Source organism: Sphingomonas sp. MJ1 (PH-R8) (assembly GCF_048058635.1).
Classification (GTDB): domain Bacteria; phylum Pseudomonadota; class Alphaproteobacteria; order Sphingomonadales; family Sphingomonadaceae; genus Sphingomonas.
Map to the genome: position 1 here is coordinate 100101 of NZ_JBBEFX010000005.1, position 25983 is coordinate 126083.

The window sequence follows — 25983 nt, forward strand, 5'->3', positions numbered from 1 at the left end:
CGCTGCCCGGATGCGGAAGCGGTGCGCATCAGGCGCGGACCAGCGTACCTGCGCCCTGGCGGGTGAAGATCTCCAGCAGCAGCCCGTGCGGGATGCGGCCGTCCAGGATCACCGCCGCGTCCACGCCGGCGCCGACGGCGGCGACGCAGGTCTCGACCTTGGGGATCATGCCGCCGCGGATCGTGCCGTCTTCCTTCAAGGCGGCGATGTCCTTGGGCTGAAGGTCGGTCAGCAACTCGCCCGACTTGTCCATCACCCCCGGGACGTCGGTCAGCAGGAAGAAGCGGGCGGCCCCCAGCGCACCCGCGATCGCACCCGCCATGGTGTCGGCGTTGACGTTATAGGTGTGGCCGTCCGCGCCCAGCGCCACCGGCGCCACGACGGGAATGAAGCCGTCGCGCGCCAGGCTGTTGAGCAGCGTCGGGTCGACCGCCACCGGCTCGCCGACGAAGCCCAGATCGACGTGGCGCTCAATGCCCGAATTGCGGTCGGGCTCGGTCCGCTGCACCTTTTCGGCGCGCACGAGGCCGGCGTCCTTGCCCGAGATACCGACCGCGCGCCCGCCGGCGGCAGCGATCCAGGACACGATTTCCTTGTTGATCTTGCCTGCCAGGACCATTTCCGCGACCTCGGCCGTGGCCGCATCGGTCACGCGCAGCCCGTCGACGAAGCGGCTTTCGACGCCCAGGCGCTTGAGCATCGCGCCGATCTGCGGCCCGCCGCCGTGTACCACCACCGGGTTGATGCCGACTGCCTTCAGCAGCACCACGTCCTCGGCGAAGTCGCGCTGCAGCTCGGGATCGCCCATCGCGTGGCCGCCGTATTTCACGACAAAGGTCATGCCGGCGTAGCGCTGGAGATAGGGCAGCGCTTCGGTCAGCGTCTCCGCCTTGGCGAGCATCGCGGGATCGGGGGAATGGTCGGTCATGCGCGCGCCTGTAGCGCCAAGCGCGCGGAGAGCCAAAGTTTTTGAGGGACGGCTACCGCGCCCGGCCCACACGCGTACCCCGGCGAAGGCCGGGGCCCAGTTGCGGAGGCTCCGGAGAGTTGGCGCGCCCTCGCCGACGCCATCCCAACTGGGCCCCGGCCTCCGCCGGGGTACTCAAGAGATGCCCAACGGCGCGAGCCTCACCGCTTCCGCACGAACTCCGCGCGCAAGACCAGCCCCTTGATGCCTTCGTAGCGGCAGTCGATCTCCTGCGCGTCGCCGGTCAGGCGGATCGCCTTGATCACGGTGCCCCGCTTCAGCGTCTGGTTCGCGCCCTTGACCTTCAGGTCCTTGACCAGCGTCACGCTGTCGCCGTCGGCGAGCAGGTTGCCCGCAGCATCCCGCACCTCGACGCCGCCGTCCGGCGATTCCGCCGGGGCAGCGGCGGCGTCGGACGGGCTGATCCACTCGCCGGTCGCCTCGTCATAGATATAGTCGTCGCTCATGCCGTCTGCTCCGCGCGAGTGCCGTCCAGCCAGCGGCCGAGCGCGACGAAGAAGTAGATGAGCGGCGGGACCAGCACGATCGAGAGCACCACCTTGGCGATCATCTGGCCGACGATCAGCTGGCCGATCGGGAACGCGCCGTAGAAGGCGATGGTGATGAAAATCAGCGTGTCGACGATCTGCGACAGGGCGCTGGCCGTTCCCGCCCGCAGCCACAGGAACTTGCCCACGCCGCGGCGCATCGCGGCAAAGATGGTGACGTTCAACGTCTGCGACACGCCATAAGCGACGATGCCCGCCCCCCCAGATGCGCGGGGTCGCGCGCATCATCAACTCGAATGCTGCGAGCCGCTCCGGCTCCATGTCGGGTGCGGCCGGCACCGTCAGCACGGCGAGCAACAGCAGGATCGAGAAGATCAGCGGCACGAAGCCGAACTGCACCAGGCGGTTGGCCATGGCACGGCCGTGCAGTTCCGCGACGGCGCTGGAGACGGTCACGAGCAACAGGAAGGCGAAGATGCCCGCTTCGACGGCGAGCGGCCCGACGGCGACCTGCTTGTTGCCGAGCACGCCTGCGATGCAGACCATGCCGCCGTAGAAGATGGAGAACACGAACAACGACCGCGGCACCGCGGTGGAAGGATGGGGAGTCATCCGCGCGACGCTAGACGCTTTCCCGTGTCGGTCAATGCGCGCAACCGCCTGAAATGGAACGTCCCACGACGAAAGGACTGTTGCCGCGGGCGCCGCTTGGCCATAGTCCCGCCGCGCTTCTGCGCCAGAAGCTCGACGTGACCATCACTACGCCTGCCGAGCGGGCACGGGGCCGGAACCAGGAATGAACCGTTTTCTTATCGGCGTGGCCGGTATCGTCGTGATCCTTGCGATCGCCTTCGCAATCTCGACGAACCGCCGGGCCATCCGGCTGCGCGTCGTCGGCGCCGCCTTCGCACTGCAGGTCGGCATCGCCGTGCTGGTGCTCTACGTGCCGTTCGGCCGCCGCCTGATCCAGGCCGCCGCCGCCGGCGTCTCGGCGCTGCTCGGCTATGCACAGGCGGGCACCGACTTCGTGTTCGGCCCGCTCGCGCGGCCGGAGATGGGCGGCCACAGCTTCGCGATTTCGGCCCTGCCGGTCATCATCTTCTTCGCGGCGCTGGTCTCGATCCTCTACCACCTGGGGGTGATGCAGTTCGTCGTCCGCTGGGTCGGCGGCGGCATCGAAAAGGTGACCGGCGTTTCCAAGGTCGAGTCGCTGTGCGCCGCGGCCAACATCTTCGTCGGCCAGAGCGAAGCGCCGCTGGTGATCCGCCCCTATCTCGCCACCCTCACGCCCTCGCAGCTGTTTGCCGTCATGTCGGTGGGCATGGCGGGCGTCGCCGGCACGATCCTCGCGGCCTATGCCGCCTTCCTCGGCCCGCAGTCGCTTCCCTTCCTGCTCGCCGCCTCCTTCATGGCAGCACCTGGCGGGCTGCTGATGGCCAAGATCATCATGCCGGACGCGCCGATCGCCGCAAAGGATGCGGACGCGCAGGCGGACGAGGAAGCTGCGATCCGCGCGGCGGAGGTCAATCTCGAAGAGGAAAAGGCCGCCAACCTGATCATGGCGGCGGCCACGGGCGCGCAGATCGGCGTGAAGATCGCCGTCGCCGTCGGGGCCATGGTGCTCGCCTTCGTCGCGCTGGTGGCGCTCGCCAACGGCCTTCTGGGTGCGGTGGGCGGGTGGTTCGGCCATCCGGAGCTCAGCTTCCAGATGATCATCGGCACCGTGTTCCAGCCGGTGATGTTCCTGCTCAACATTCCCTGGCACGAGGCGGGCATCGCCGGCGGCCTGTTCGGCAGCAAGGTCGTGCTGAACGAGTTCGTTTCGTTCATCGAGCTCGGCAACCTGCGCGACCAGCTGTCGCCGCGCACCGTCGCCATCGTCACCTTCGCGCTGTGCGGCTTCGCGAACTTCAGCTCCATCGCGATCCAGATGGCCGCGACCGGCAGCCTGGCGCCCAATCAGCGCCCGATGATCGCAAAGCTCGGCGTACGCGCGCTGGTGGCCGGAAGCCTAGCCAACCTGATGTCGGCGGCGCTCGCCGGGCTGCTGCTGTCCTGAACCCGGGACGCAGCGGCCGGGCCTAGATCGTGTTCCGCTCGCACAGAGGCGCGTTGGTCAGCGTATCCAGGAAGCGGCGGCGCCACCACAGCACGTCCTCGTTGCGGACGTTGTCGAACATCGGCTTCCACCGGGCGATGCGCTCCTCGCGCGACATGCGCAGCGCCTTGTCGATGGCGTCGGCCACGTCCTCGGCGCTGTAGGGATTGCAGAGGACCGCCTGCGGCATCTGCGCAGCCGCACCCGCGAAGCGTGACAGGATCAGCACGCCGGGGTCGTGCGGGTCCTGCGCCGCCACGAACTCCTTGGCCACCAGGTTCATGCCGTCGCGCAACGGGGTGACGAGGCCGATGCGGGCCGCGCGGTAGATCCCCGCCAGCACGTCACGCGGATAGCCCTGGTTGACGTAGCGGATCGGGACCCAGTCGATATCGGCATAGGCGCCGTTGATGCGGCCCGACATGGCGTCGAGGTTGTCGCGAATGTCGCGATAGCTCTGCACCGCGGTGCGCGAGGGCGGGGCGATCTGCAGCAGATAGACCAGCGCGCGACGGTCGGCATGGTTCTGGAGGAACCGCTCATAGCCCGAGAAGCGCTCGGCAAGGCCCTTCGAATAGTCGAGCCGGTCGACGCCCACCATCATGCTGCGCCCCACCGCGCTTTCGAGCATGCGCAGCTGGGTCGCCTTGGCGACGGGGCCATTGGCAGCCTTGATGAAGGAGTCCGCGTCGATGCCGATCGGGCAGGCGATCGCACGGATGGTCCGGCCGCCCACGGTCACGCAGTCGCCGTCCGAGAGCACGCCGCCCATTTCCGTCACGACATAGTGGCGGAAGGATTCGAGCCACTCCTCCGTCTGGAAACCGACGACGTCATAGGCGAACAGCGACTCGACCAGCCGGCGATGCTGCGGAAGCGCGACCAGGAGGCGGGTCGGCGGCCACGGGATGTGGAGGAAGAAGCCCATGCGGTTCTTCACGCCCTGCTGGCGCAGCACCCAGCCTAGCGGGATCATGTGATAATCGTGGACCCACACCACGTCGTCGGGCTCGATATGCGGGCCGATCGCCTGGCCGAAGACACGGTTCACCCGCTCATAGCCGCCCTGGAAGTCGCGCTCGAACTCGGTGAGATCGAGCCGGTAGTGGAACAGCGGCCACAGCGTGCGGTTGGCAAAGCCGTCGTAATATTCCTCCACGTCCTGCTCGGACAGGTCCATGACCGCGGAGGTCACGCCCTCATAGGTCTCGAACCGGAGCTTGTGGTCCTCCCCGGTCTCGCCCGACCAGCCGAACCAGATGCCGTGCTCCTCGCGCAGCGCCGCCGTCAGCGCCACCGCAAGGCCGCCCTGTGCACCCCCCGCGTCGGCGGCGGTCGGCGCCTGCACGCGGTTCGAAATCACGATCAGGCGACTCATCGTACCTCCGTCCACGGCTTGCTGAGCAGCATCGCCGAATTGATCAGCCCCACCAGCGAATAGGTCTGGGGGTAATTGCCCCACAGCTCCCCGGTGCTTGGATCGATATCCTCCGAAAGAAGCCCTGCCGGCGTCCGCCGCTCGATCATCTCCTCCAGCAGGACGCGCGCGTCCTCGACACGCCCCGTCGCGTGCAATGCCTCGATGAGCCAGAAGGTGCAGACGTTGAAGGCGGTATGCGGCAGGCCGAAATCGTCTTCGGTCGCATAGCGCAGCATATGCGATCCGCGCCGCAGCCCCGCCTCCACCGCCTCCAGCGTACCGCGGAAGCGCGGGTCGTCGGGAGCAACGAAGCGCAGGTCGAGCAGCTGGATCAGGCTCGCGTCCAGATCGTCGCCGCTGAAGGTCGCCGACATGCGCTTCGTGTCCGGCCGCCACGCCGCCTGCTCGATGCGCTGCCGCATCGTGTCCGCACGGTCGCGCCAGAAGGCGGCACGATCCGTGAGCCCCAGGTGCTTCGCCACGCTTGCCAGCCGGTCGCATGCCGCCCAGCACATCGCGGCGGAATAGGTGTGCACGTGGCTGCGCGTGCGCAGTTCCCAAAGCCCCGCATCGGGCTTGTCGAACGCCTCCCAGGCGCGCTCGCCTACCGGCTCCAGCGCCTCGAAGTCGCCCTGCCCGGCGATCCGGAACAGCCGCTGGTCGAAAAAAGCCTGGGCGTTCGACAGCACGATCTGCCCATAGGCGTCGTGCTGGACCTGCTCATAGGCCTGGTTGCCGACGCGCACCGGGCCCATCCCGCGATAGCCGGGGAGACTCTCCGCAACGCGCTCGGGAAGCTGCGCCTCGCCACCCACACCATAGAGCGGCTGGATGTGCCCGCCCTTGGCGTTGTCGACGATGTTGCGCAGATATTCGAGATAGCCCTCCAGCACGTCGAGCGCGCCCAGGCGGTTGAGCGCCTGCACCGTGTAATAGGCATCACGGATCCAGCAGAAGCGGTAATCCCAGTTGCGCTGCGACCCCGCATGCTCGGGGATGGAAGTGGTGAGCGCCGCGACGATGGCGCCGGTCTCCTCGTGCTGGCACAGCTTCAGCGTGATCGCCGCGCGGATCACGGCATCCTGCCACTCCGCCGGCGTGGCGAGATCCCGCACCCAGTGCCGCCATTCGCGCACCGTCCGGTCGAGCATCGCATCGATCGCGGTCGGGATCGCGGCCGCGAAGCTCTCGTCCGGCCCCAGGAAGAAATAGAGCGGGCGCTCTACCCGGAACAGGCGCTCCTCCTCGATCCAGCCGATCGGCGCGTTGCTCGACAGCCGCAGCGTCATGTCGTTCAGCAGGTAGCGGATGTGGTTGCTGCCCCGCGTCCGCTCGGGCGATTGCGCGCCCCAGTCGCGTGCCGGCCGCAACCGCACGCGCACCCGCGGCGATCCTGCCACCGGCCGGACGATGCGACAGAAGGCCACCGGCCGATACATGCGCCCGTTGCGGCGAAAGCGCGGCGCGAAGTCGACCACCTCGATGGCGTTGCCGTCGGCGTCGCTGTGCCGGGTGATCAGCACCGGGGTGTTGCGGACGTAGGACTGGCGGGTCTCGACGCAGCCTTCGAGGTCGATGTCCCAGAAGCCGCTCGACCCCTCCTCCCCGCCCCGGGGCCGGTCGTCGAGCAGCGAGCAGAAGGTCGGCTCACCGTCGACACGCGGGACGCATCCCCAGACGAAGCGGCCGGCCCGGTCGACCAGCGCGGACACCTGGCAGTTGCCGATCGGCCAGAGATCGAGCGTCGCCGTCAAGCCGCCGCCTCCAGCCAGCGGCGCAGACTCCACACGTCCTCGAGCCGGAACCGGGCCGCGGTATCGCGCGGGCTGCCGATCAGGATGCCGGCACCGCCATGACGGGCACACAACACGAAGCCGGGCTCGTCGGTCAGGTCGTCGCCGACGAAGATCGGGGCATGGCCAAGGAACGGCGCATCCTCCAGCAGCGCGGCGATTGCGGTGCCCTTGTCATGGCCGGCCATGCGCAGCTCGGCCATCATTTTCCCGTGCTGTACCTCCAGTCCGTCGTGCCGGGCAAAGGCCTCCACCAGCGCCTGGGCCTCCGCCTCCACTTCGGGCGCCATGCGGTAGTGGATGGCAACGCCCAGCGACTTCACCTCGACGACGACGCCGGGGCGGTTCCCGAAGCGCTCCGTGAACGCAGCCTCGGCGGTCTCCAGTGCAGCAGGGCGCTCTGGCCGCACGATCGCGCCGCCGGCGCGGCGGATCTCCGCGCCATGGCTGCCCACGACGGCGATCCGCCCGAGCGAACGACCGAGAAAGTCGTCGATCTGCGCGATCGAGCGCCCGCTGACGATTGCCACGCGTCCATCGAGCCGCTCCCCAAGGCGTAGCAGCAGCGTGTGGAGCGCCTCGTCGACGGACACGCCGTCCGGCCGCTGGGCCAGTTCCACCAGCGTCCCGTCGAAATCCAGGAACAGGCTTGCATCACGAAGCAGGGAAAATGGAGGCTCGACCAGAGCCGCGGACGCCGACGAAACTTGCATGCCTCTCCTAACCCCACAGCCGCGCATTCGTTTCGCGCAGCCGATCATTTCGTGCGGGAAACGACCTTTAGCGCCCCTGCATGCGCTCGACCACTGGGGAGGCAGGCGTATCCCTGTCCGCCTCGCGCTCCCCTTCCGTGCTCCCGCGAAAGCCGGAGCCCAGGGTTCCAGGGACTGCCCGCCGTTGCTCTGCTTGGCCCTGGATCCCCGCCTGCGCGGGGATACGGAGTGCTGGGGTGGCGTTGGCAGCCCGGCAGAAGCCTCACCCCGCCGGTCGCCTACCGCGTCGGCACCGGCTCCGCGCCCGTGTAGTCATAGAAGCCGCGCTTGGTCTTGCGGCCATACCAGCCGGCTTCGACATACTTCACCAGCAGCGGCGCCGGCCGGAACTTGGGGTCCCCCGTCCCCTCGAACAGCACGCGCGTGATCTCCAGGCACGTGTCCAGTCCGATGAAGTCGGCAAGGGTGAACGGCCCCATGGGGTGGTTGAGCCCGAGCTGGCAGGCGGCGTCGATGTCCGGGATCGTCGCCACGCCCTCACCCAGCGCAAAGCAGGCCTCGTTCAGCATCGGCATCAGCACGCGATTGACGATGAAGCCCGGCGCGTCGTTCGCATGGACGATGCGCTTGCCGAGCGACTGGCCGAACGCTTCCACGCGCGACACGGTCTCGTCAGAGGTCGCGAGCCCTCGGATCAGTTCGATCAGCCCCATGACCGGCACGGGATTGAAGAAGTGCACGCCCATGAAGCGGGCCGGATCGGGCGAAGCCTGCGCCAGGCGGGTGATCGGGATCGACGAGGTGTTGCTCGCCAGGATCGCGTCGGGACCCAGCACCTTGCCTACCTCGGCGAAGATCGCGCGCTTGATCGCCTCACGCTCGGTGGCCGCCTCGATGACCAGGTCGCACGGCGCCATGGCGGCGACATCGCCTACCGCCTCGATGCGCCCGAGCGCCGCATCGCGATCGTCGACGGTGATCTTTTCCTTCTCGACGGCGCGGGCAAGCTGCCTGGCGATCCCCGCCTTGCCTGCTTCGGCGCGCTCGACCGACACGTCCGACAGCAGCACGCGATAGCCGGCTTGCGCCGCCACCTGGGCGATTCCCGCCCCCATCTGCCCTGCGCCGATCACTCCGACTGCCTGCATCATCCATCCTCCTGTCTTTGACGGGGGCAATAGCGGGTTTCGACGGCCGGCACAGCGCGATAGTGTCGCCCCATGCACCGCCTCTCCCTGCTCGCCTGCCTGTTCCTCCTGCCTCTCGCCGGCTGCGACAACGATCCCGCGCCTGCCAACGCCCAGCCGGGCCAGACCGCCGCTGCGCCCCAGCCCCTTGCCCAGACACCGCAGCAGGCGGATGCGGACAGTCACGCTTCCCCGAAGCCTGCCGAGACCAAGACGTTCCGGGACTGGATCGTCGGCTGCGACAATGGGCTTGCGTGCCGGGCCGTGGCGCTGGCGCCGGAAGACGAGATCCAGCCGACGCTGATGCTCGCGCTCGACCGTGCCGCGGGACCGGGAGCGGTGCCCGAGGTGCATATCACGGGACAGGAGGAGCGCCTGCCGCCGCTCACCATCTCGGTAGACGGGACGCAACTCGCCAAGGGCGGCACGGCAGCCGGTGGCGCGGTGCAGTTCGACGGCACCGATGCGGAACGGATCGCGGCCGCGGTCGGCAACGGACGGCGGCTCGCTGTCTCGGATGGCACGGGCAAGGCGATCGGCACGGTGAGCCTGTCGGGTGCCGCCGCCGCACTTCGCTGGATCGACGAACGGCAGGGACGCGCCGGCACCAGCGGCGCACTGGTCGCGCGCGGGAGCAAGGCGGATACGGCGCCCGCGCCTGCACTTCCGGTGATCAGGGCCGTGCCGGTGCGCGGGGAAGCCGCACTGCTCGATCCCGCCCGCGTCGCTGCAATGAAGCGCGAGGCGGGATGCGAAACCGATCGCGACCTCGGCCCGCCGCAGGCAAAGCCGCTCGGCGACCGCACCCTCGTCCTGCTTCCCTGCTCGTCGGGCGCCTATAACCTGATGATGGCGGTGTTCACCGTGCGCGACGGCAAGCACACGCCGGCGCAGTTCGACGCGCAGTCGGGCATGTCCGAAGACGGCTCGCCGATCCAGAACGTGGTCGACGGCAGCTTCGAGAAGGAGGTGCTCACCAGCTTCGCGCGCGGCCGTGGACTCGGCGACTGCGGCATCCGCCAGGAGTTCGTCTGGGACGGCACCCGCTTCCGCCTCTCCCGACAGGAGGAGATGCCGGAGTGCCGCGGCAGCAAGGTGTACCTGCCGACGTGGCGCGCCCGCGTCCTACGTTGAGGCGCTAGGGCGCGGTCGCGAAGGGCTGCGCCTCCGCCAGGATCAGCGCGAACCAGCCCTGCTCGTCGGACCATTCGCCGATCGGGGTCCAGCCCCCGGCGCGCAGCAGCACGCGGGCACCGCGCTCGCCATATTTGTGGCTGTTCTCGGTGTGGATCGTCTCGCCCGCGCCGATCTCGAACGATTGGCCAGCGACGGTGAAGCGCAGGTCGCGCGTCGCTTCCAGATGCATCTCGATGCGGGAGGCGGCGTCGTTCCAGACCGCCCGGTGGACGAAGTGCGCGACCGGGATCGTTCCCTCCAACTCCCGATTGATCCGTTCGAGCAGGTTGCAGTTGAAGGCGGCGGTGACGCCCTGGGCGTCGTCATAGGCGGGAACCAGCACCGTTTCCGGCTTTACCCGGTCGATGCCGATCAGCAGCTGCGCGCCTTCGCCGAGCGATCCGCGCATCGCCCGCAGCAGGTCGACCGCGGCATAGGGCTCCATGTTGCCAATCGTCGAACCGGGAAAGAAGCCGAGCTTGGGCTGGCCGTCGACGGCGCCGGGCAGCGTCACGGGACGGAGGAAGTCCGCCTCCAGCGGCAGGACCGGCAGGGTCGGGAATGCCTGCTGCAGCTCGGCGGCGGAGTCGCGAAGGAAGTCACCCGAGATGTCGATCGGCACATAGGCTGCGGGGGCGATGCCGCCCAGCAGGATCGGCGTTTTGGCAGAGGAGCCCGATCCGAACTCCACCACCGCACGGCCCGCCCCGCACAGGCCTGCGACCGCCGGCACCGCCCGGTGGAGCAGCGCGGTCTCGGTCCGGGTCGGGTAATATTCCGGCAGCCGGGTGATTTCCTCGAACAGCTCCGATCCGCGGCGGTCGTAGAACCAGCGCGCCGGAATCGCGCGCGGGCGCATGGAAAGGCCGGCGAGCACGTCGGCGCGGAAGCGCGGGTCGACGGCGGCGGGCGCGGCAGCTTGACGTTCTGGCATCCGGGGGATCAAAGGTCCTTCGCGAGCCGTACGCCGGTGAACTGCCAGCGCTGGTGCGGGTAGAAAAAGTTGCGGTAGCTCGCCCGCAGATGCCCGCGCGGAGTGGCGCAGGAGCCACCGCGCAGCACGAACTGGCCGCTCATGAACTTGCCGTTGTACTCGCCGACCGCGCCCTCGGCCGCTTGGAACCCCGGATAGGGACGGTAGGCGCTGCCGGTCCATTCCCACACATCGCCGAAGAAGGCGGGAGCGGCCGCAGCCGGGCGCGGCTCGACCGGCCCGGCCCCGTCCAGCTGGTTGCCGCCGCAGGCATCCTCACCGGCGGCTGCCGCCTCCCACTCCTGCTCGGTCGGCAGGCGTGCAGCCGCCCAGCTGGCATAGGCATCCGCTTCAAAGAAGCTGACATGCGTGACCGGGGCGGCAGGATCGATCGGACGCCGTCCATCCAGGCCGAAGCGGGTCCAGCCGCCGCCCTCGCCCTCCGCCCAATAGAGCGGCGCGGTGATCCCCTCGCGCTGCACCCAAGCCCAGCCGTCCGACAGCCAATGGCGCGGCTCGCGATAGCCGCCGTCGGCAATGAAGGCCGCCCACTCGCCATTGGTGACGGTTCGGTCAGCGATCGCATGGGGGTGCAGCAGCACCCGGTGGCGCGGCCCCTCGCAATCGAAGGCGAAGCCCCCGTCATCATGCCCCACCTCGGCAACACCGCCCGCATACTCGATCCAGCCGATCGGCGGCGGGACTGCGACCGGCTGCTTGCGCGGTGCCGGCCACAGCGCCGGTTCGATCGGGTTCTCGGAGAAGAGGTGCAGGATATCGGTGAGCAGCAGCTCCTGGTGCTGCTGTTCGTGGTGGCAGCCGAGCTCGACCAGTTCCAGGGCATGTGGCGGCAGGCGTGCCCAGTTTGCCAGCACGGCCTCGGTCACCGCGCGGCGATAGGCGAGCACCTCCGCGAGCGTCGGGCGAGTCACCATGCCGCGGCGGGCGCGGGCATGCCGCTTTCCCTCTGCCTCGTAATAGCTGTTGAACAGGAAGGGGAAGTGCGGATCGTGCAGCGTATAGCCCGGCACATGGTCCCGCAGCACGAACGTCTCGAAGAACCAGCTGGTGTGCGCCAGATGCCATTTGGCGGGCGACGCGTCGGGCATCGACTGGACGCTGGCGTCGGCATCCGAGAGCGGCGCGACCAGCGCCTCGCTCAAGGCGCGCACCCCGGCGAACCGACTCTGGAGCGGGGGAGACGCAGGCTCGTACTGAATGTCCTGCATCGCCCGCCGCTTCGCCTATCGTTGCGCCCCTGGAACCCAGAGAACGTCTCCGGCCCCGGCTTGGTTCACCCAGCGGGCGGCGACGAACAGATAATCGGACAGACGATTGAGATAGGCGAGCGCCAGCGGGTTCAGCATCGCGTCCTGGGTGGCGGCAACCCCGCTACGCTCGGCGCGCCGGGCGATCGTGCGCGCCAGGTGAAGGGCGGACGCGGACGCGTCCCCTGCCGGCAGCACGAAGCTGGTGAGCGGGCTCAGCTCGTCGTTCAGACGGTCGATCTCCTGCTCCAGCCGGGTGACCTGGGAGGCGACGATGCGGAGCGCCGCACCCGGTGCCTCCCCTTCCGCCAGCGGAGTGGCGATGTCCGCGCCCAGGTCGAACAGGTCGTTCTGGATACGCGCCAGCGCTTCCTCGACGATGCCGTGCCCCAGTGCCGTGCGCGCGACGCCGATGGCGCTGTTCGCCTCGTCCACGTCGCCGATCGCCGTCATGCGCAAGGAGGATTTCGCAACCCGCGATCCGTCCGCCAGGCCGCTCGTGCCGTCGTCGCCGGTGCGCGTGTAGATCTTGTTGAGCTTGACCATCAGGTGCGCCCCGCCGCGAACAGGATCAGCACCACGATCAGGATGGCGATCGCCTGAAACAGGATGCGCGCCTGCATCATCTTGTTCGATTTCACGCTCGCCGCACTCGGCCCCTGCCCGCGCGCCTCCTCACCGGAGGTCTTCAGGAACGTGACGACGCCACGGACCAGCGCAACCACCGTCGCGATCATCGCCGCGATCAGGAGCAGGACGAGAAACGTGTTCATGCGGGGAGCCTAGGCGCTTGCCAGCGCGAAGCCAAGCGGCAGGCGCCCCGCCCTCAGCTCCCCTGCGAGGGCCCGCCCGTCCACGCCCGCCACCCGCATCGACTCCAGCGTCGGCGCACCATGCCGCTTGGCGAGCCGCTCGCCATCACTGCCCACCAGCAGCGGGTGGTGATGGTAGAAGGGGGTCGGCAGGTCGAGCAGCGCCTGGAGCAGCCGGTGGACGTGGGTTGCCGCAAACAGGTCGCGGCCGCGCACCACGTCGGTGACGCCTTGTGCCGCGTCGTCCACCGTCACCGCCAGGTGATAGCTGACGCCCGCGTCCTTGCGGGCGAGCACGACGTCGCCTTGACCCTGCGGATCGGCGCGCACCACGCCCGCATAGGCATCGTCCCATTCGAGCGGGCCGGCGACCGCGACCGCGCGCGCCATGTCGATCCGCCACGCGTGCGGCTCGACGGCGAGCCGGCGCGCGCGGACATCGGGCGCCAGCTCGCGGCACGTCCCCGGGTAGACGGGGCCGTCGCTCCCATGGGGAGCGGACGCGCTTGCCGCCACTTCGCGCGCGATGTCAGCGCGGGTGCAAAAACACGGGTAGACCAGCCCCTGCGCCTTCAGCCGGTCGAGCGCCTCGGCGTAGATCGGCATCCGCTGCGACTGGAACGCCACCGGCCCGTCGTGCTCGAGCCCAAGCCAGGCGAGGTCCGCGAGGATCCCCTCGACATGCTCGGGCCGGCTGCGCCCCTGGTCGATGTCCTCGATGCGGAGCAGGAAGCGGCCGTCGCTCGCCCGCGCCAGCGCGTGGGCCTGCACCGCCGACCAGGCGTGTCCCAGGTGCAGCCGCCCCGTGGGGCTCGGCGCGAAGCGACTGGTGCGGATCATGCAACTCCCCCTTGACCGGCCCTTGCGGCCCATGCTGTCATGCCCTTGTCACCACGCGCTGTCATAGGCAGCCGGGAACGAGGGCGAGGGGAACGCATGTTTCATCCCGATCTGATGCGCCATCCGGACAGTTGCCCGGCCCTTGTGCTGAACGCCGACTATACGCCGCTCAGCTACTACCCCTTGAGCCTGTGGCCCTGGCAAACCGCGATCAAGGCGGTATTCCTCGACCGGGTCGACATCGTCGCCCATTACGAACGCGAAGTACACAGCCCCACCGCCTCGCTGAAGCTCCCTTCGGTGATCGCGCTCAAGCAATATGTCCGCCCCTCCGCCTTTCCCGCCTTCACGCGCTTCAACCTGTTCCTGCGCGACCGCTTCGCCTGCCAGTACTGCGGCGCGCCCAAGGACCTGACCTTCGACCACGTCGTACCGCGCGCCCAGGGCGGCCGCACCACCTGGGAGAATGTCGTCACCGCCTGCGCGCCGTGCAACCTGCGCAAGGGCGGCCGCACCCCCCGCCAGGCCGACATGCCGCTCCACATCGCGCCGATCCGCCCGACCAACTGGCAGTTGCAGGAACACGGCCGCCGCTTCCCGCCCAACCATCTGCACGACACCTGGCACGACTGGCTCTACTGGGACGCCGAGCTGGAGGCCTGAGGGCCAGTCAAGCCGGTCACGTTTTCGCAACCGATCCCTGCCTTTTCCTCGCCTAGCTCCTGCGCTAGCGGCTCCTTGCGCACCCACCGCGACGCACCCGCGCTTGCGGATGCTGTGCTAGAGACGTAACACAGCCCTTCAGATGCAAGACGATCCCTTCCCGCAAGGCCGCCCGCTCGATCCGGCCCGCGTCGGCCGCTCCTCCACCGCCCTGCGCGAGCTGGAGCAGCAGCGCCGTGCGCGGATGGCGCAGTTCGATGCCGCGCTGGCGGAGTTCGATCTGGCGGCTGGCGCCGGTGCCGGTACGGCCACGCCGCTCGGCAACAACGGCGGCTTCGGGGCGCCGCCGCCTCCGCCGCCGCCGCCTGCTCCTCCGGTCCGGAGCGGCCGCCCCCGCTGGCTGCGCTGGACGATCCGGCTGGTGGCGGCGGGCATCATCCTCCTGGTGCTGGCGATCGCCTGGCTGGCGCTCACCGCCCCCCTGTCGAAGTCGCTGCAGCCGCCGCTGCCCCCTTCGATCACGCTGCTCTCTGCCGAGGGTACTCCGATCGCCCAGCGCGGCGCCAATATCGGCAAGCCGGTGGACGCGACCAAGCTGCCCAAGCACGTCACCCAGGCGTTCCTCGCCGTCGAAGACCGTCGCTTCTACAGCCACTGGGGCATCGACCCGCGCGGCATCCTGCGCGCCATGGTGCACAACACCATGTCGGGCGGCGTTCGCGAAGGCGGCAGCACCATCACGCAGCAGCTCGCCAAGAACGCGTTCCTCGATTCGGACCGGACGGCGGCGCGCAAGCTGCGCGAGGTGATGATCGCCTTCTGGCTGGAAGCTTGGCTGACCAAGGACGAGATCCTGTCGCGCTACCTCTCCAACGTCTATTTCGGCGACAACGCCTATGGCCTGGCGGCCGCGTCCCAGCATTATTTCAGCCGCAAACCGCAGGACCTGAATACCGCCCAGGCGGCGATGCTCGCAGGCCTCGTCAAGGCGCCGTCGCGCCTCGCCCCCACCGGTAATCTGAAGGGCGCGCGCGAGCGGCAGGCCGTGGTCGTCTCGACCATGAAGGCCGCCGGCTTCCTCACCGCGTCGGAGGCACGGGCGGTGAAGCCCGCCAAGCTCCGCGTGTCCAAGGGCGACGATCTCCCCAGCGGCACCTATTTCGCCGACTGGGTGATACCGGCGGCACGCGATCGCGCCGGCGGCGTCGGCACCGACCTGCGCGTCACCACCACGCTGGAAAGCCGCATCCAGCGCGCCGCCGAGCGTGCGGTCCGCCGTGCCGGGCTGCGCCAGACCCAGGTCGCGCTGGTCGCAATGCATCCCGATGGCCGCGTGATCGCGATGATCGGCGGCAAGAACTACAAGGACAGCCCGTTCAACCGCGCCGTGCAGGCGCGCCGCCAGCCCGGCTCCACCTTCAAGCTGTTCGTCTACCTCGCGGCGCTGCGCTCGGGCCTCAGCCCCGACTCCCCCGTGCAGGACGAGCCGCTCACGATCGGCGACTGGAGCCCCAAGAACAGCGACGGCCGCTATCTCGGCACCATTCCGCTCACCCGCGCCTTTGCCCGCTCCAGCAACGTCGCCTCGGCGCGGCTGACGCAGGAAGTGGGCGTGCGCAACGTGATCCGCGCCGCCCGCGACCTCGGCATCTCGACGCCGATCCCCAACGAGGCGACGATCGCGCTCGGCACCGCGAACGTCTCGCTGCTCGAACTCACCGCCGCCTATGCCGCGATCGCGGCCGGCGAGGCGCCGGTCCGCCCGCATGGGCTCAAGGACGAGGAACAGACCAGCTGGTTCGAACGGCTGCGCAACAGCAGCCGCCCGCTCGGCCGCCGCGAACTCGACGGCATGCGCGAGCTGCTCGCCGCCTCGATCCGCGGCACCGGCCACCAGGCGAACCTGCCCATCGAGGCGTTCGGCAAGACCGGCACCACCCAGGACTCCCGCGACGCGCTGTTCGTGGGCTATGCCGGCGACATCGTCGCGGGCGTGTGGCTGGGCAACGACGACAACACGCCCAACCCCGGCCTCGCCGGCGGCGGCTTACCGGCGCGGATCTGGCGCGACTTCATGACCGAGGCGCTCGGCGTGCAGCTGCCGCCCCCACCGCCCGAGGTGAACGAGGATCTCGACGAGGCGATCGACAATAGCGTCGACATCGCAGGCGACGCGATCGACGAGGCCGGTGCCAGGATCGACGAGGCGACGGACGCGCTGGAGGGACAGGTTCAGGGCCTGGGCCTCAACCTCCGCCTCGATCGGGACGGCGGCATCGTGGTGGACCGCAACGGCCCCGACCGCCGCGGCCCCCCGCCCCCGCGGGAACCCGACGCACGCCGCCTACCGGAAGACGAAGAGTGAGCGCGCCCTTAGCTAGCCGTTGACCTCGGCCGCGCCGCCGCCCAAGGCGCGGCCATGCGCTTCTTCTCCGACAATGCCGCTGCCGCCTGCCCCCAGGTGATCGAGGCGATCCTCGCCGCCAACCGGCTCGACACCGCCTATGACGGCGACGCGCTCAGCCAGTCGCTCGACGGCCGACTGTCGGAACTGTTCGAGACCGAGGTCGCGGCGCTGTGGGTCCCCTCCGGCACCGCCGCCAACTGCCTGGCGCTCGCAGCACTTTGCCCGCCGCACGGCGCGATCGTCTGCCACGCCGACGCGCACATCCAGAACGACGAGGGCGGCGCGCCCGAATTCTACACCCACGGCGCCAAGCTGCTGCTGGTCGAAGGCCCCGGCGCCAAGCTCACGCCCGAAACCCTGGCCGCCCGCCTCGACCGCGTCGTCGAGGGCGTCCATTGGGTCCAGCCGCACGCCGTCTCCATCACCAACGCCACCGAATATGGTCTGGTCTACACGCCCGAAGAGGTCGCAGCGATCGGCGCCATCACCCGCGCCCGCGGCCTGGGCCTGCACATGGATGGCGCCCGCTTCGCCAATGCCGTTGCCCACCTCGGCTGCTCACCCGCCGACGTCACCTGGAAGGCCGGCGTCGACGCCTTGAGCTTCGGCTTCATCAAGAACGGCGGCATGAGCGCCGAGGCTCTGGTGTTCTTCAAGCCCGAACTCGCCGCCGCGACCAAATACCGCCGCAAGCGCGCCGGCCTGCTCGCCTCCAAGGGCCGCTTCCTCGCCGCGCAGATCCTGGCAATGGTGGAGGACGACCTGTGGCTCGCCAACGCGCGTGCCGCCAACGCCGGTGCCGCGCTGCTCGCGCGGGCCGCAGGCGATCGCCTCGTCTATCCGGTCCAGGCGAACGAGGTGTTCCTGCGCGCCAGCCCCGAGGAAGCCGCCTCGCTGCGCGCGCTCGGCTTCGACTTCTACGACTGGGCGCCGGGCGAGATCCGGCTGGTCACCTCCTGGGACCAGACCGAGGAGCAGATCCGTCCGCTCGCCGACGCCATCGCGGCGCTGTGACCACGCCCGTCCCCGCCGGCGAGACGCCGCGCTCCGCTACGCTGGGCGTGCTGATCCCGTTCGGGATCGTCACGCTGATCTGGGGATCGACCTGGATTGTGATCCGCGACCAGCTCGGCGTGGTGCCGCCGACCTGGTCGGTCGCCTATCGTTTCGGCGTGGGCGGGATCGCCATGCTGGTGTGGGCGCTGCTCCGGCGCGAGTCGCTGCGGCTCGACCTCCGCGGCTGGGGCTTTGCCGCCGTGCTGGCGCTCACCCAGTTCTGCCTCAACTTCAACTTCGTCTATCGCGCCGAACAGTTCGTGACCTCTGGGCTGGTCGCCGTCGTCTACGCGCTGCTGATCGTCCCCAATGCGACGCTCGCGCGCATTTTCCTTGGCCAGCGCATGGGCCGCCAGCTGCTGGTCGGCTCCGGCATCGCCATGGCCGGCGTCGCGTTGCTGTTCGTGCATGAGCTGCGCCAGGCAGCGGCCGACAGCGACACGGTGCTGCTGGGCATGGGCATCACCCTTGCCGGCGTGCTCTGCGCCTCCGTCGCCAACGTCATGCAGGCGACCAAGGCCGCCAAGCGCTATCCGATGGCGCCGGTGCTCGGCATCGCCATGCTGATGGGCGCGGCGATGGACGCGGCTTTTGCCACCGCGACCGTCGGCCCACCGGTGTTCGACTGGCGCTGGGCCTATGTCGCGGGCATCCTCTATCTCGCGATCTTCGGCTCGGCGATCGCGTTTGCGCTCTACTTCGGCATCATCCGCGCGATCGGCCCCGCCAAGGCGGCGTACAACGGCGTCGTCGTGCCGGTGATCGCGATGCTGCTCTCGACCCTGTTCGAGGGCTATCGCTGGTCGCTGCTCGCCGGGGGCGGCGCACTGCTGGTGCTCGCCGGGCTGGTCATCGCCTTGAGCGCGCGCAGGCCGAACCGGTAGTCGGGATAGCGCGGCCGCCAGCCGAGCACGCGCTTCGCCCGTCCGTTCGCCACCCGGCGGTTCTCGGCATAAAAGCTCTGCGCCATCGGCGACAGGCTTTGGAGCGGCACGAACGGCGGCGGCGGCATCCCCAGCAGCCGCGCTGCATAGGCGACCACCGCATTCTGGTCCGCCGGCAGGTCGTCCGCGAGGTTGTAGGCCCCCGCCGGCCCGTCCAGCGCCGCGACGATCCCGCGGGCGATGTCGTCGACATGCACCCGGCTGAACACCTGGCCCGCCAGGTTCACCCGGTGCGCGGTCCCGGCTAGCACCCGCTCCAACGGCGAGCGCCCGGGTCCATAGATCCCCGGCAGCCGCAGCACCCGCCCGCCTAGCCGCAGCCACGCCCGGTCCGCCGCCACCCGTGCCGGCCGCCGCCCGCCGAGCGGCGCGCTCTCGTCCACCCAGCCGCCGCCGGCGTCGCCATAGACGCCGGTCGACGACAGATAGCCGAGCCAGCATCCGCGCTCGGCCAGCGCATCACCGTACGCCGCCAGCACCGGATCCGCATCGCCTTCGGGCGGCACGCTCGACAACACCGCATCAGCCGCAGCAATCTCGAACCGCACCCGTTCGGCGTCGGCGAACGCGATCGTGCCTTCCCGCCCGTCCCGGCTGGTGCCCACCACGCGCCATCCGCGCGCCGCCAGCCTCTCGGCCGCGACTCCGGCCGCATAGCCCAGGCCGAAGACCAGCAGCCGCATGCTACTTCGCCATCGGCCCGCGATAGAGCGTCCCGAAATAATCGCCCTTGTTCCAGCGCGGCCGATCCGGCGCATCCGCCAGCGTGCGCGCAATCGCCTGGTTCACGTCGACGAAGTCCTCCGCCGCCTGCCAGTCGATCGGCAGCCCGATCTCGTCCGAGGGCTGGTGATAGTTGTTCTCCAGGAACGCCTTGGTCGCCGCCGCTCCCCGCCCGCCCGGCCCCGGGTTGAGCGACACCGAGGGCACGCCCTGCCGTACGAAGCTGTAATGGTCGGTACGCACGAAATCCGCTTCCTCCGGCGCCGGGTCCGGCACCAGCGCGAGGCCCCGCGCCTTGGCCGCCGCCGCCACCGCCGGTCCGATGCTCGACCGGTCCGCCCCGAACGCGACCAGGTCGACGAAGCGATAGGTCAGGATCGGCATGTCCAGGTTGACGTTGGCGACCACATTCTCCTTCGCCACCGTCGGGTGCTGGGCGAAATAGTCGGAGCCGATCAGCCCCTTCTCCTCAGCCGTGACGGCCACGAACAAAAGGCTGCGCTTGGGCCGCGTGCCTTCGGCGCCGAACGCCTTGGCGACCTCCAGCATCGACGCGATGCCGATCGCATTGTCGAGCGCGCCGTTGTTGATCGCATCGCCATCGACCGGCTTGGTCACGCCGATGTGGTCGAGATGGGCGGAAAGCACCACCACTTCGCTCGACAGCGTCGGGTCGGATCCGCGCAGCATGCCCACCACATTGGCGCTCGGCACATGCTCGATCGTGAAGCGCTGCTCCGTCGACAGCGTCGCCGCCAGCGCACCCGTCGGCAGCTTCTTGCCCGCATCGTCCGCCGCACGCACGTCGCTCCAGCGGATCTTCGATCCCCCGAACAGCTTCTCCGCGCCGGCAAAGCTCAGCACGCCCAGCGTCGGCACGCCGGCGTCGCGCGGCTTGCCCGCCGCGTCCGCCCAGGTCACCCCGCGCGTGTCCCAGCCCTCGGCCATCGCCTCGAACGGGAACACCTGGTGGATCTGGCTGGTCTCGATCACCACCACGCCCACCGCGCCATGCGCCTTCGCCACCCGCGCGCGATCGAGCCGATTGCTCAGGTGCGCCGCGATCTCGCTGTTGAGCCCCTTGGGCCCGCTGTAGAGGATCGCGACGATCTTGCCGCGCACGTCCAGCCCGCGATAATCGTCGCGCCCGCTGCCCTTGTCGACGATGCCATAGCCCGCGAACACCACCGGCGCGGAAAGCGCGATGCGCTCGGCAGTGGGCGTCACCCGGATCGTCCAGTCGGTCCCGAACGCCATCGGCACGGCCTGCCCCGCGACGCGCAGCGCCATCGTCGGTTCGCCCGCCGGCTTGGCGGCGACCAGCGGCACCGGCTGGAACCAGCTGCCGTCCTTGCCGCCCGGCGTCAGCCCCGCCGCCAGCATCTGCGCCGCGACATACTCCGCCGCCACATCATAGTCCGGCGTCCCCGCTTCCCGCCCGCGCAGCGCGTCCGATGCGAGGAACGCGACATGCGCCTTGATCGCCGCCTGCTTGGGAGCCAGGGCCGCCTCGGCCGTGGACCCCACAGGCGCCGCTTGGGCAAGCGCGGGCTGTGCCGCGATCAGGGAAAGCAACGGCAGGCAAAGCAGCAGGGAACGCATCGGCAACTTTCGGGGAGAAGAGAAAGCACCACCCTAGAGCAGGATAGCGCTAAGCAGAAGCGGCATGCCGCAGGCGCGGCACGGATCTCTCTACGTCGCCGACTGCTACGGAGTGCGGTTCACGCCACGGTTAACCGCGTCCATCGTCACTCACCGCTTAAGCGATCTCGCGTCCGCAACTGGACGTCACGGTCGTTCGGCCGATCGCTGGCCTGAATGTCGCATTGTGGGTGGAATGCGGGCGTGTACGAGCTATGCTCCACCAATGATCGAGCTGGCCGAATGCAAAGCTTCTCTATGGCTCAAGGGTGACGAGCTGGACCCGGACCAGCTTGCTCGATCACTCGGGTGCACCCCAGCTTACTGCATCCGCAAGGGCGACATCTACCTGTCCGAAACCGGTGAGAAGATGGTGTCGAGCACCGGACGCTTCCAGCTCACAACCGGCTGGCGGACCGACCAGCCTCTCGAGCTCTTGCTTCGGGAGCTCCTTGATCAGCTGCCGGACGACCCTCCCCTGTGGGCGGAGATCAATCGCACGCTATCGGGTGAAATCTTTTGCGGCCTCATACTGAACAGCTCGAATGAAGAGGCCGTGCTGTCGCCCGGGACGCTGCTGGGTTTGGCACAGCGCGGCCTTTCATTGCACCTGGACATGTACGACCGATTTGACGAACCGGTCACCTAACCCGCAGCAATAGCCGACGTGGGCGCCTCGTGCCCTGCCGTTCGGGGGTGCCGTCGGGGTATCGTCTGACGGTAGCGCCGCTTAAGCCTAGCTTTTCTGCCGTGTCTGCTGGAGCACGGCGGACGGTGTCTCCGCCGCTGATATCCGAAGTGGGTTGGAAGCGGACATTAGAAATAACGAAGCGCGGGCTCCTCGAAGCAGATGACCTCCACGCAATGATCCGGCGTTCTAATCAGGCAGGAAAATGTCTCCTCCGATTCCTGGACGCGAGCGTTGGCGCGGTAGTCAAGGAGGTAGGGGGCGTCGCCGCTTAGCTCGATGCCGCAGCCGGGGTCAGCGGAATAGATGAGCGGCCTGCCTTCAAAAGCACCTAAATAACGGTGGTAATCGCTCTCCGCAAAGGATCGAAAGGCTCGGGGAAGTGTGAACACAACCTCCAGAAGCGGACGGTTTGTCCCGTCCCCCAGCAGAAGCACCAACTGGTCCAAATCGTAAGCGGCGCGCAGCAGGAAGAAGGTGGGGATCGGACGGAGGGCCGGTCAGTCATCCGCAACCCTGCGGCAACGGAGCGTTGTCCGCAAGTGGGGCGTTAGCGGACGCTCCACTTTACCCGTTCACCACCCACCACCCCGCAATGCCCCCTTCAGGCGGCGTCAATCAGCCGTGCCGCCTGCGCACGTGCCTCGTCGGTGATCTCCGCGCCCGACAGCATCCGTGCAATCTCCTCGCGCCGCTCGTCCGGGCTGAGCGGGGTCACGCCGGTGCGCGTCACGACTCCGTCGCTGCGCTTGGCGATCAGCAGGTGCCGCCGTCCGCGCGCGGCAACCTGCGGGCTGTGGGTCACCACCAGCACCTGGGTGCGCTCGGCCAGCCGCGCGAGGCGATCGCCGATCGCCGACGCCACCGCGCCGCCGACGCCGCGGTCGATCTCGTCGAACACCATCGTCCCCGCCCCGCCTTCCTCGGCAAGCGCGACCTTCAGCGCCAGGATGAAGCGCGACAATTCGCCGCCGCTCGCGATCTTGATCAGCGGCGCGAACGGCGTGCCTGGGTTCGTCGCGATCTCGAACTCGACGCGGTCCTTGCCCGCAGCCGACCATTGCTCAGAGCCCAGCGGCGCCACCACCGTGCGGAAGCGCGCCGCCTCCAGCTTGAGCGGCGCCAGCTCGCCCGCGACCGCACGGTCCAGCGCGCCCGCCGCCGCCGTCCGCCGCGCGCTCAGCGCCTCGGCCGCCGCATCATAGGCGCCGCGCGCCGTCGCGACCTCCGCCACCAGCGCGGCGATTCCTTCCTCGCCCGACTCCAGCCGCCGCAGCCGCCCTCGCAGCTCGTCGGCGAGATCCGCGAGTTCGTCCGGCCGCACGCGATGCTTGCGCGCGACGCCGCGCAGCTCGAACAGCCGCGCCTCGTCGTCCTCCTGCGCGCGCGGATCGAACGCCAGTGCCGCCCGCGCCTCCCGTAGCCGGTCCTCGGCCACTGCCCCCTCGATCACCGCGCGATCGACCGCCGCCAGCGCTTCGGCGAGCGCGGGATGGTCGTCGCCCAGCCGCTCCAGCACCCGCGCCGCCTGGCGCAGCTGCGCAAGTCCGCCGCCCGATCCTTCCAGCAGGGTTTCCACCGCACGCAGATCGTCGGACGCCTTTTCGGCACGCTGCATCAGGCGGCGGCGGTCGGCGAGCGCCTCCTCCTCCCCCGGCTCGGGCGCGAGCGCGTCGAGCTCTGCGACGGCGTGTTCCAGCCACTCGCGGTCGCGCTGCGCGGTCTCGATCTCGGCTTGCGCCTCGCCGAGCGCCGCCTCGGCATCGCGCCATTTGCGATAGGCGGCGCTCGCCTCCCGCACATCGATCCGGGCGAAGGCATCGAGCAGGGCGCGGTGGCCACGCGGGTTGAGAAGGCCACGATCGTCGTGCTGGCCGTGGACCTCGACCAAATGCTGCCCCATCTCGCGCAGCAGCGCCGCCGACGCCGGCTGGTCGTTGACGAAGCCGCGGCTGCCGCCGTCGCGCTTCACCAGCCGCCGCACGATCAGCGGCTCGCCCGGCTCCAGTTCCAGCCCGTTTTCCTCGACGATGGCGGCGAGCGGCGTCCCCGCGGCGGGCGCATCGAAGCTCGCGGTCACCACCGCTTGGGTGGCGCCATCGCGCACCAGCCCGGTGTCGCCGCGCGCGCCCAGCGCCAGCCCCAGCGCGTCGAGCAGGATCGACTTGCCCGCCCCGGTTTCGCCGGTCAGCACGCCCAGCCCGGCGCCGAACTCTAGGTCCAGCGCCTCGATCAGCACGACGTCGCGGATCGACAGTGCCGTCAGCATCGATCCGTCCTCATCGTCCGGGGTCGGGGATCGCGCGCGTCAGGCGTCCTTGGCGGCCGCGGTCTGGGGCGCATGCTCCTGCATCAGCTTGTAGGCGCGCTCGTACCATTCGGTGCCGGGATAGTTGGCGCCGAGCACGGCCGCGGCCTTGCGTGCCTCGTCCGGCACGCCCAGCGCCAGATAGGTCTCGGTCAGCCGCATCAGCGCCTCGGGCGCATGGGTGGTGGTCTGATACTCGTCGACGACGCGGCGGAAGCGCATGGATGCCGCCAGCCACTGGCCGCGCTGCTCGTAGAAGCGACCGATCTCCATTTCCTTGCCGGCGAGATGGTCGCGCACCAGGTCGAGCTTCAGGCGCGCGTCGGCGGCATAGTTGGTCTGAGGATAGCGGCGGATCAGCTCACCCAGGGCGGTCATCGCCTGGTCGGTGATCTTCTGGTCGCGCGTCACGTCGGCGATCTGCTCGTAATAGCACAGCGCGATCAGATAATAGGCGTAGGGCGCTTCCTGGTTGCCCGGGTGCACCGTCAGGAACCGCTGCGCGCCGGCGATCGCCTTCGCATAGTCCTTGTCGAGATAGTAGCTGAACGCGCCCATCACCTGCGCGCGGCGCGCCCACACCGAATAGGGGTGCTGGCGCTCGACCTCGTCGAACAGGCCGGCGGCGAGCTTGTACTGCCCGCGATCCAGGCGGTTCTTCGCCGCGGTGTAGAGCGTCCCCACGTCGCGCGCCACATAGGGCGTGTCGGCGGAGCCGCCCCCGCTGCGCGCGCAGCCGGAGAGGGTTGCCGCTCCAGCGGCGAACAGGACCAGCGTGCTTGCACGGAACAGGGACTTACGCATGAGCTGCGTCCTAGCCGCTTAGGGGTGGCGCGAACAATAGCTTTCGCGCAACGTGAAACCGATCGGATGCGCGGCGGCCCCGCCGTGCATCCTGACGCCTTGTGCCCCACGAGAACGGAGAACCGACTTGCCCGCGACGATGCTCGAAACCCACCGCGTCGAAAAGCCCTGGGGCCGCACCAACCTGTGGCCCGGCTTCCCCGATCCGGCCCCGGGCAGCGATCCGATCGGCGAGGTCTGGTTCAAGTCGCCCGGCGATTCGACCCCCGACCTGCTCGTGAAGTACCTCTTCACCAGCGAGAAGCTGTCGGTGCAGGTCCACCCCGACGACGCCCAGGCCCAGGCCCGCGGCCTAACGCGCGGCAAGGACGAATGCTGGGTGATCCTGGCCGCCGAGGCGGATTCGACCATCGCGCTCGGCACGCTCGCACCCATGACCCACGAGGAACTGCGCGCCGCCGCCGAGGACGGCTCGATCGAGCACAAGCTCGACTGGAAGCCGGTGAAGGCGGGCGACTTCTTCTACTCGGCCTCGGGCACCGTCCACGCGATCGGCGCCGGCATCACGCTGATCGAGATCCAGCAGAACTCCGAGACGACCTACCGCCTCTACGACTATGGCCGCCCGCGCGAGCTGCACCTGGACGACGGCGTCGCCGTGTCGGACGCGGTGCCCTTCGTCGCCCCGGCCGCACCCGGCAAGGTCTCCGAGGACCGCACCATCCTGGTCGAAGGTCCCAAGTTCGTGCTGGAACGCTGGCCCGCCGGCACCCGCACCGTGACGCTTCCGGAAGGCACCACCGGCTGGCTGGTCCCCGTCACAGGCGAGGGCACCGCCGACGGCACCCCGTTCAAGGCCGGCGAGTGCCTGACGCTGACCGGCACCACCCAGGTCGAAGCCGGCGAAGGCGCCGACCTGCTGTTCGCCTACCCGGGCAGCGAGCGCATCGCCGCCTGATCCACACGGCCGACCCGCGCGCCCGCGCTCGGGTC

General features: G+C 69.4%; 25 protein-coding genes and 1 pseudogene. 9 read left to right on the plus strand and 17 right to left on the minus strand.

Annotation, left to right across the window (positions count from 1 at the left end; genetic code table 11):
- Positions 1–28: 28 nt before the first annotated feature.
- The 3 genes and pseudogenes from argB to VPH46_RS06410 form a co-directional block, all read right to left on the minus strand.
- Positions 29–928, minus strand: coding sequence for an acetylglutamate kinase (argB, locus tag VPH46_RS06400; RefSeq protein ID WP_125961656.1), 900 nt, complete (start codon positions 926–928; stop codon positions 29–31).
- 200 nt (positions 929–1128) lie between these two features.
- Positions 1129–1434 carry an alkylphosphonate utilization protein gene (locus tag VPH46_RS06405; RefSeq protein ID WP_416609787.1) on the minus strand — a complete coding sequence of 102 codons (306 nt, stop codon included), beginning with the start codon at positions 1432–1434 and terminating at the stop codon, positions 1129–1131.
- Positions 1431–2088: pseudogene (locus VPH46_RS06410) on the minus strand (queuosine precursor transporter). Before VPH46_RS06410 ends, VPH46_RS06405 begins: the two are co-directional and overlap by 4 nt.
- Positions 2089–2141: 53 nt before the next feature.
- Between VPH46_RS06410 and VPH46_RS06415 the strand changes: the two are divergent.
- Together VPH46_RS06415 and VPH46_RS06420 are read left to right on the plus strand one after the other, a co-directional pair.
- Complete coding sequence (locus VPH46_RS06415; RefSeq protein WP_272695210.1) at positions 2142–2276, plus strand: hypothetical protein; 135 nt, start codon at positions 2142–2144, stop codon at positions 2274–2276.
- Positions 2273–3535: a NupC/NupG family nucleoside CNT transporter gene (locus VPH46_RS06420; RefSeq protein ID WP_239434911.1), complete on the plus strand. Its 1263-nt coding sequence runs from the start codon at positions 2273–2275 to the stop codon at positions 3533–3535. The genes VPH46_RS06415 and VPH46_RS06420 overlap by 4 nt, the downstream gene beginning before the upstream one ends.
- A gap of 22 nt (positions 3536–3557) precedes the next feature.
- On the opposite strand, the gene VPH46_RS06425 is transcribed toward VPH46_RS06420, so the two are convergent.
- From VPH46_RS06425 to VPH46_RS06440, 4 genes are all read right to left on the minus strand, one after another.
- A complete protein-coding gene (locus VPH46_RS06425) occupies positions 3558–4952 on the minus strand; it encodes an alpha,alpha-trehalose-phosphate synthase (UDP-forming) (RefSeq protein ID WP_416609790.1) in 1395 nt (464 codons plus the stop codon).
- A complete protein-coding gene (locus VPH46_RS06430; protein WP_416609792.1) occupies positions 4949–6748 on the minus strand; it encodes a glycoside hydrolase family 15 protein in 1800 nt (599 codons plus the stop codon). The genes VPH46_RS06425 and VPH46_RS06430 overlap by 4 nt, the downstream gene beginning before the upstream one ends.
- Positions 6745–7500: a trehalose-phosphatase gene (gene otsB / locus VPH46_RS06435; RefSeq protein WP_416609794.1), complete on the minus strand. Its 756-nt coding sequence runs from the start codon at positions 7498–7500 to the stop codon at positions 6745–6747. The genes VPH46_RS06430 and otsB overlap by 4 nt, the downstream gene beginning before the upstream one ends.
- Before the next feature lie 278 nt (positions 7501–7778).
- The gene (locus VPH46_RS06440; RefSeq protein ID WP_416610023.1) at positions 7779–8648 is read right to left on the minus strand and encodes a 3-hydroxybutyryl-CoA dehydrogenase; all 870 of its coding nucleotides are present in this window, start codon (positions 8646–8648) and stop codon (positions 7779–7781) included.
- A gap of 72 nt (positions 8649–8720) precedes the next feature.
- Between VPH46_RS06440 and VPH46_RS06445 the strand changes: the two genes are divergently transcribed.
- The gene (locus VPH46_RS06445; protein ID WP_416609796.1) at positions 8721–9821 is read left to right on the plus strand and encodes a DUF1176 domain-containing protein; all 1101 of its coding nucleotides are present in this window, start codon (positions 8721–8723) and stop codon (positions 9819–9821) included.
- Between the two features lie 4 nt (positions 9822–9825).
- Here VPH46_RS06445 and egtD read toward each other — a convergent pair whose 3' ends face one another.
- The 5 genes from egtD to gluQRS are packed head-to-tail and all read right to left on the minus strand — an operon-like array spanning position 9826 to position 13756.
- Positions 9826–10797 (minus strand): L-histidine N(alpha)-methyltransferase, encoded by a 972-nt coding sequence (gene egtD / locus VPH46_RS06450; RefSeq protein WP_416609797.1) that lies wholly within the window; start codon positions 10795–10797, stop codon positions 9826–9828.
- 8 nt (positions 10798–10805) lie between these two features.
- Complete coding sequence (gene egtB / locus VPH46_RS06455) at positions 10806–12065, minus strand: ergothioneine biosynthesis protein EgtB (protein WP_416609799.1); 1260 nt, start codon at positions 12063–12065, stop codon at positions 10806–10808.
- Positions 12066–12080: 15 nt separating this feature from the next.
- Positions 12081–12650, minus strand: coding sequence for a cob(I)yrinic acid a,c-diamide adenosyltransferase (locus VPH46_RS06460; RefSeq protein WP_416609801.1), 570 nt, complete (start codon positions 12648–12650; stop codon positions 12081–12083).
- Entirely contained in the window at positions 12650–12877 is a 228-nt protein-coding gene (locus VPH46_RS06465) for a twin transmembrane helix small protein (RefSeq protein ID WP_239434903.1), read from the minus strand. The genes VPH46_RS06460 and VPH46_RS06465 overlap by 1 nt, the downstream gene beginning before the upstream one ends.
- A 9-nt stretch (positions 12878–12886) precedes the next feature.
- Positions 12887–13756 (minus strand): tRNA glutamyl-Q(34) synthetase GluQRS, encoded by an 870-nt coding sequence (gene gluQRS / locus VPH46_RS06470; protein ID WP_416609803.1) that lies wholly within the window; start codon positions 13754–13756, stop codon positions 12887–12889.
- A gap of 96 nt (positions 13757–13852) precedes the next feature.
- On the opposite strand from gluQRS, the gene VPH46_RS06475 reads away from it, so the two are divergent.
- The 4 genes from VPH46_RS06475 to VPH46_RS06490 all read left to right on the plus strand — a co-directional run bounded on the left by VPH46_RS06475 (position 13853) and on the right by VPH46_RS06490 (position 18766).
- Complete coding sequence (locus tag VPH46_RS06475) at positions 13853–14419, plus strand: HNH endonuclease (protein ID WP_125961668.1); 567 nt, start codon at positions 13853–13855, stop codon at positions 14417–14419.
- A gap of 142 nt (positions 14420–14561) precedes the next feature.
- Positions 14562–16784 carry a transglycosylase domain-containing protein gene (locus VPH46_RS06480; RefSeq protein ID WP_416609806.1) on the plus strand — a complete coding sequence of 741 codons (2223 nt, stop codon included), beginning with the start codon at positions 14562–14564 and terminating at the stop codon, positions 16782–16784.
- A 54-nt stretch (positions 16785–16838) separates the two neighbouring features.
- A complete protein-coding gene (locus VPH46_RS06485; protein ID WP_416609808.1) occupies positions 16839–17840 on the plus strand; it encodes a threonine aldolase family protein in 1002 nt (333 codons plus the stop codon).
- The gene (locus tag VPH46_RS06490) at positions 17837–18766 is read left to right on the plus strand and encodes a DMT family transporter (protein WP_416609810.1); all 930 of its coding nucleotides are present in this window, start codon (positions 17837–17839) and stop codon (positions 18764–18766) included. Before VPH46_RS06485 ends, VPH46_RS06490 begins: the two co-directional genes overlap by 4 nt.
- On the opposite strand, the gene VPH46_RS06495 is transcribed toward VPH46_RS06490, so the two are convergent.
- A complete protein-coding gene (locus VPH46_RS06495) occupies positions 18676–19509 on the minus strand; it encodes an NAD(P)-dependent oxidoreductase (protein ID WP_416609812.1) in 834 nt (277 codons plus the stop codon). The two genes, VPH46_RS06490 and VPH46_RS06495, sit on opposite strands and share 91 nt — an antisense overlap.
- Position 19510: 1 nt before the next feature.
- Positions 19511–21076, minus strand: a complete 1566-nt coding sequence (locus VPH46_RS06500) for a M20/M25/M40 family metallo-hydrolase (RefSeq protein ID WP_416609814.1) — start codon at positions 21074–21076, stop codon at positions 19511–19513.
- A gap of 340 nt (positions 21077–21416) precedes the next feature.
- On the opposite strand from VPH46_RS06500, the gene VPH46_RS06505 reads away from it, so the two are divergent.
- Complete coding sequence (locus tag VPH46_RS06505) at positions 21417–21839, plus strand: DUF4279 domain-containing protein (protein WP_416609816.1); 423 nt, start codon at positions 21417–21419, stop codon at positions 21837–21839.
- A 167-nt stretch (positions 21840–22006) separates the two neighbouring features.
- On the opposite strand, the gene VPH46_RS06510 is transcribed toward VPH46_RS06505, so the two are convergent.
- The 3 genes from VPH46_RS06510 to VPH46_RS06520 form a co-directional block, all read right to left on the minus strand.
- Positions 22007–22327, minus strand: a complete 321-nt coding sequence (locus tag VPH46_RS06510; RefSeq protein WP_416609818.1) for a hypothetical protein — start codon at positions 22325–22327, stop codon at positions 22007–22009.
- A 155-nt stretch (positions 22328–22482) separates the two neighbouring features.
- Complete coding sequence (recN, locus tag VPH46_RS06515) at positions 22483–24147, minus strand: DNA repair protein RecN (RefSeq protein WP_416609820.1); 1665 nt, start codon at positions 24145–24147, stop codon at positions 22483–22485.
- A 39-nt stretch (positions 24148–24186) separates the two neighbouring features.
- On the minus strand, positions 24187–24990 hold the full coding sequence (locus tag VPH46_RS06520) for an outer membrane protein assembly factor BamD (protein ID WP_125961676.1): 804 nt from the start codon (positions 24988–24990) through the stop codon (positions 24187–24189).
- Positions 24991–25117: 127 nt separating this feature from the next.
- Between VPH46_RS06520 and VPH46_RS06525 the strand changes: the two genes are divergently transcribed.
- Positions 25118–25948, plus strand: a complete 831-nt coding sequence (locus VPH46_RS06525; protein WP_416609823.1) for a class I mannose-6-phosphate isomerase — start codon at positions 25118–25120, stop codon at positions 25946–25948.
- Positions 25949–25983 lie beyond the last annotated feature (35 nt).